The 1118-nt window shown below is 60.9% G+C and carries 1 pseudogene; it reads left to right on the forward strand.

The features are described from left to right. Positions 1 to 177: 177 nt before the first annotated feature. A pseudogene (locus tag NW863_RS10965) lies at positions 178 to 1118 on the forward strand (hypothetical protein); the annotation flags it as partial.

Consider the following 1118-nt stretch of genomic DNA (forward strand, 5'->3'; position numbering starts at 1 on the left):
GATAGGGCAAGGGATCCCAAGCCCCAGCTCTCCTCTCAAAGTTGAGCGCAATTGGCTGGGGGCGGGAACAATTGCCTCGGGCCTGCCGATCTCTAGGGGGAGATAGAGCTAAAGCAATTCTCGATGGGGTTAAGGGTGTTAAGGTTGCCGAGGCGGCAGCGGAAATGGCTTGTAGGTGTGCTTGGCACACTGATGTGGCTGGGATCCGGAATTGCCGCCCAGGCCCAATTCCCTAGGTTTGGCCATTCTCTTTTCCCGGACTCCGGTTCCGCGCTTCAGGGCAGCGAGAACCAGACAGGATCCCTGTCTGCTCCTCAGCTCGATGCCTTCTGCCGGCAACCCCCTGAGGAAGTGGCGCGCAAGGCTCAACTGCGCCAGCGGGCCACCCAGTCAGAGGCCGCTTGGGCCGAATACACCCAAGTCTTAGCCGAACATCGCGCTGCCTTGATTGCCTGCCGCAGCCGCCGTTGGCCGCAGATTCAGGCCATTTGGGTGCGCTTGCATCCCTGTGATGCCAATCCAGGCGTACTGGATCAGGTGTTTGACCAGGTGGTGAACCTGGGCTACAATCGCGTTTTTATCGAGACGTTTTACGATGGCCGCTCCATTCTGCCCGATGGGGCGGGCGGGATCTGGCCCAGCCTGCAGCCCAATGCCGATTTGTTGGATTTGGCTCTCAAGGCGGCGCGACGGCGGGGGTTATCGGCCTATGCCTGGGTGTTTTCCCTCAATTTCGGCTACAGCTACGGGCTTCTCCCAGGTCGCCAGGCAGTCTTGGCCCGCAACGGCCGTGGCCTCACCACTGTCTTGGATCCAGCGACAGCCCTTGCAGAAGATTTGGGCAGCCCGGATGAGGTGTTTGTGGATCCCTTTCATCCTCTGGCGCGACGGGATTTTGCCGAGCTGATCCGCCGCATCCTGCAGCGGCAGCCGGATGGGATCCTCTTCGACTACATTCGCTATCCGCGCGGCTCTGGGGGATCCAGTGTGGCAGCCACTGTTCGGGATCTGTGGATCCATGGGGAGGCGGCCCGGCAAGCCTACCTGGATTTGGCAGAAAACCCGGCGGGCCGAGCCTTGCTGGAGCGTTACCTCAGCCAGGGCTATATTACTGTGGC

Origin of the sequence: Synechococcus sp. B60.1 (assembly GCF_047462555.1) — a bacterium.
GTDB lineage: Bacteria > Cyanobacteriota > Cyanobacteriia > Thermostichales > Thermostichaceae > Thermostichus.